The sequence below is a fragment of the Pseudomonas meliae genome, assembly GCF_001400515.1.
GTDB lineage: Bacteria > Pseudomonadota > Gammaproteobacteria > Pseudomonadales > Pseudomonadaceae > Aquipseudomonas > Aquipseudomonas amygdali.
In genome coordinates this window covers 6,016-9,556 of sequence record NZ_LJQT01000083.1, presented here as the reverse complement: position 1 = coordinate 9,556, position 3,541 = coordinate 6,016, and the positions used below count along the sequence as shown (strand labels likewise).

Annotated in this window: 3 protein-coding genes and 2 pseudogenes; 2 read left to right on the top strand and 3 right to left on the bottom strand. The window is 57.6% G+C overall.

Features of this window, described 5'->3' with window-relative positions; translation table 11 throughout:
- Window positions 1-17: 17 nt before the first annotated feature.
- Window positions 18-137 (bottom strand): annotated as a pseudogene (locus ALO64_RS26535) (deoxyribose-phosphate aldolase); the annotation flags it as partial.
- 160 nt (window positions 138-297) lie between these two features.
- Between ALO64_RS26535 and ALO64_RS03900 the strand changes: the two are divergent.
- Window positions 298-629 (top strand): annotated as a pseudogene (locus ALO64_RS03900) (Rieske (2Fe-2S) protein).
- Window positions 630-649: 20 nt separating this feature from the next.
- Here ALO64_RS03900 and sfsA read toward each other — a convergent pair.
- Together sfsA and ALO64_RS03890 are read right to left on the bottom strand one after the other, a co-directional pair.
- The gene (sfsA, locus tag ALO64_RS03895) at window positions 650-1,363 is read right to left on the bottom strand and encodes a DNA/RNA nuclease SfsA (RefSeq protein WP_002552065.1); all 714 of its coding nucleotides are present in this window, start codon (window positions 1,361-1,363) and stop codon (window positions 650-652) included.
- Window positions 1,363-2,535, bottom strand: a complete 1,173-nt coding sequence (locus ALO64_RS03890; protein ID WP_002552064.1) for a pyridoxal phosphate-dependent aminotransferase — start codon at window positions 2,533-2,535, stop codon at window positions 1,363-1,365. Before ALO64_RS03890 ends, sfsA begins: the two co-directional genes overlap by 1 nt.
- Before the next feature lie 350 nt (window positions 2,536-2,885).
- On the opposite strand from ALO64_RS03890, the gene dksA reads away from it, so the two are divergent.
- The gene (gene dksA, locus ALO64_RS03885) at window positions 2,886-3,326 is read left to right on the top strand and encodes an RNA polymerase-binding protein DksA (protein ID WP_002552063.1); all 441 of its coding nucleotides are present in this window, start codon (window positions 2,886-2,888) and stop codon (window positions 3,324-3,326) included.
- Window positions 3,327-3,541: the final 215 nt, after the last annotated feature.

The window sequence follows — 3,541 nt, the reverse complement described above, 5'->3', positions numbered from 1 at the left end:
AAACCCGGGGCGGTTCAAAACAGCTCAAGCAGCCTTATGACCTGACGCGCCAGCCGCTCATCATCTGCTGTCATCTCTTTCATGGCGTATTCGCTCTGCAAAACATGAGCAGAACGATATACGGGCTTGAAGGCCAGAAGGCGCAAGGACCATGCTCAGAGAAAAAAGCCACAGGAAGACAGGAAAAAACTGACGCAGCCTGTAACAAGCCCCGCGTACGACAACGCGACAACCCAAAGAAGCTGTCAGACTACCCAGGTCAGGCGTCTACACAAAAAACAGGCCTGTGGAGGCTTCTTGAAATTCCTTTGCACCTCAAGTCACTTGCACGAAGCAGGGGTTTCGAGCTAGGCGAGCACACATTGCTGGCAGTACGTCGTCAGGGTGAAGTGTTCATCTACAAAAACCGCTGCCCGCATCGCGGTATCGCCCTGGAATGGCAGCCGGATCAATTCCTCGACAGCAGCGCCAGCCTGATCCGGTGCGCAATGCATGGGGCGTTGTTTCTGATCGAGAATGGCGAATGCGTTGCCGGCCCCTGCGAAGGCCAATCATTGACGGCGATCCAGAGCCGTGAAGATGCTGAGGGGATCTGGGTGTCGCTGTCCATGGAGGATGACGAGGGCTGACTCGTCACGCCCAGAACGCTTCAATCCAGCCAGTGCACCTGGAGTCGTCGGTCAATAACAATTTCGTCTGGCGTCAGGTCCACACCGTAGGCAAGAATTTGCACACCAGCGTCAATGGCTTCGCGCAACGCAGCCGCGTAAACCGGATCGATCTCCTTTGCGGGTCGCACGGCGTCGATACCGGTGAGGTTGACGCAATACAACAACACGGCCCGCACGCCCCCGCGCGCCAGCGTGGCCAGTTCACGCAAGTGCCGCGCACCACGCTGGGTAACCGCGTCGGGAAACGCAGCGACACTGGAATCATCGAAACCCAACGTGACACTTTTCACTTCCAGATACAGATAGCCATCAGGGTATTCAAGGCGAAAGTCCACACGACTCTTTTCCTGCCCGTAGGCCACCTCGCGCTTGAGCGTCGTAAACCCCTCGAGTTCGCTGATAACCCCGGCGCGCAAGGCCTCTTCAACCAGCGTATTGGCTCGCCCGGTGTTGATACAGGCCAGCCTGCCCTGCGGCGTCTCGCTGATTTCCCAAGTGCCCGGCAGCTTGCGCTTCGGGTCACTTGAACGGCTGAACCACACACGCCCACCGGGCATCATGCAGTTGAGCATTGAACCGGTGTTGGGGCAGTGAATGGTCAACAGCTCGCCGCTGTCGGTTTCGATATCAGCCAGAAAGCGTTTGTAACGGGTCAGCAGACGACCCTGTTCAAGCTGCGGAGCAAAGCGCATCAGGCACCCCAGCTACGCAAACCGCGAGCAATTCGCTCGACTGCCTGCTGAAGGCGCGGCAGGCTCTGTGTATAGGCAAAGCGCACATGATGCCCAGCCTGATGGCGACCAAAGTCCAGGCCTGGCGTAAAAGCGACATGCTCGGTTTCCAGAAAATGCCGGCAGAACGCGAAGGCATCGCCGCCAAACGCCGAGATGTCGGCGTACAAATAGAATGCCCCTTCCGGCTCGACGGCAATACCGAAACCCAGTTCGCGCAGCGCAGGCAACAGGAAGTCCCGGCGACGGCCGAACTCGGCGCGCCGCTGCTCGAATATTTCAAGTGTCTGAGGCTCAAAGCAGGCAAGCGCGGCATGTTGCGCCATGCTTGGCGCGCTGATGTAAAGGTTCTGCGCCAGTTTTTCCAGATCGGCCACGGCGTCTTGTGGTGCAACCAGCCAGCCGAGGCGCCAGCCCGTCATGCCGAAATACTTTGAAAAACTATTAAGAACAAACGCTTCGTTATCCACCTCCAGCACACTGCTGGCCTCCACGCCGTAGGTCAGGCCATGGTAGATCTCGTCCACCACCAGGTGGCCGTTGCGAGCTTTCAGCGCTTGTGACAAGGCTGCCAGTTCGTCGCGATTCAGCAGCGTGCCGGTAGGATTGGCAGGCGATGCCACCAGTGCGCCGACACTGTTCTGGTTCCAGTGAGCCGCCACCAGTTCGGGATTCAGTTGATAGCGTTCTTGCGGACCGACCGGCACCAGTTGCGCCTCGCCCTCGATCAAACGCAGGAAGTGTCGATTGCAAGGGTAGCCAGGGTCGGCCAGCAACCAATGCTTGCCCGGATCGACCAACAGGCTGCTGGCAAGCAACAACGCGCCCGAACCGCCCGGAGTGACCAGAATGCGCTGGGGATCAATATCAACGCCGTAGCGTCGGGCGTAGAATCCGGAAATGGCTTCGCGCAGTTGCGGAAGACCACGAGCGGCGGTGTAGCGAGTCTTGCCGTCTGCCAGCGCCGCCTGGCCAGCCTTGATGATGGGCTGCGCAGTCGTAAAATCGGGCTCGCCGATTTCAAGGTGAATAACGTCATGACCCGCTGCCTGCAGTTCATTGGCACGCGCCAGCAGCGCCATGACATGAAAAGGTTCGATGGCGCGACTACGTGCACTGTAAGGCTGGGGCATGGATATTCCTTTATGGGTGCGGGTATTAAAAACATGATTGTCATGACGACGCGGCATGATTCTACCGAACCGACCGCACTACGGTGCTTTAACGGGCTGAAAAACCCAGCCGTCGAATGCTGAATAAAAGAAAGCTACGACGGTACGCATCGACTAGAGTTCATTTAAGTGAAGGGCAGATGCGAAATAGCCATCTCTATAAGCGGACGGCGTCGTCATGCTCGACAACCGGGAGTAGCGCACTCCGATTTGATCTGGTAAGTTCGCCCGCTTGCAGCTGCAGGGCCGACGGGTGTCGGTGATGGAACAATCCTGCGCAATAGATTAGAAGAGTGAGAGGCGGTCCAGACATGCCCACCCCAGAAAAGCAACACAGCCATCTAATCGGCGGCTTTGCACCCTACCCGGAAACAAAGGGTGAGGAGTACATGAGCGAGCCCATGCGCGCGCACTTCACCAAGATCCTGAACAAGTGGAAGCAGGACTTGATGCAAGAGGTCGACCGAACGGTAGACCATATGAAGGACGAAGCAGCCAACTTTCCCGACCCGGCCGACCGTGCCAGTCAGGAAGAAGAGTTCAGCCTCGAACTTCGTGCCCGTGACCGCGAACGCAAGCTGATCAAGAAGATCGACAAGACGCTGCAACTGATCAAGGACGAAGAATACGGCTGGTGTGAATCGTGCGGCGTAGAGATCGGCATTCGCCGTCTTGAAGCGCGCCCGACTGCCGACCAGTGCGTCGACTGCAAGACACTTGCTGAAATCAAGGAAAAACAGGTCGGTAAGTGACCTGGGGCCGCCTTTGACTGAAAAAGACGCTTCGGCGTCTTTTTTTGTGCCTGTTGGAATCACGCCCCTCGTGCCAATACGCGCGTTGACTATCGTGCCGACGCTTCACTTCGGTTCGTCGTTCCGGATTTGCGTCCGATCTTGAATGTGCGGTGCGGCAAAGATCTGTGACGCCGAGCTTCAAGCACGGCATTCCTACGCTGGAGCGTGAGGAA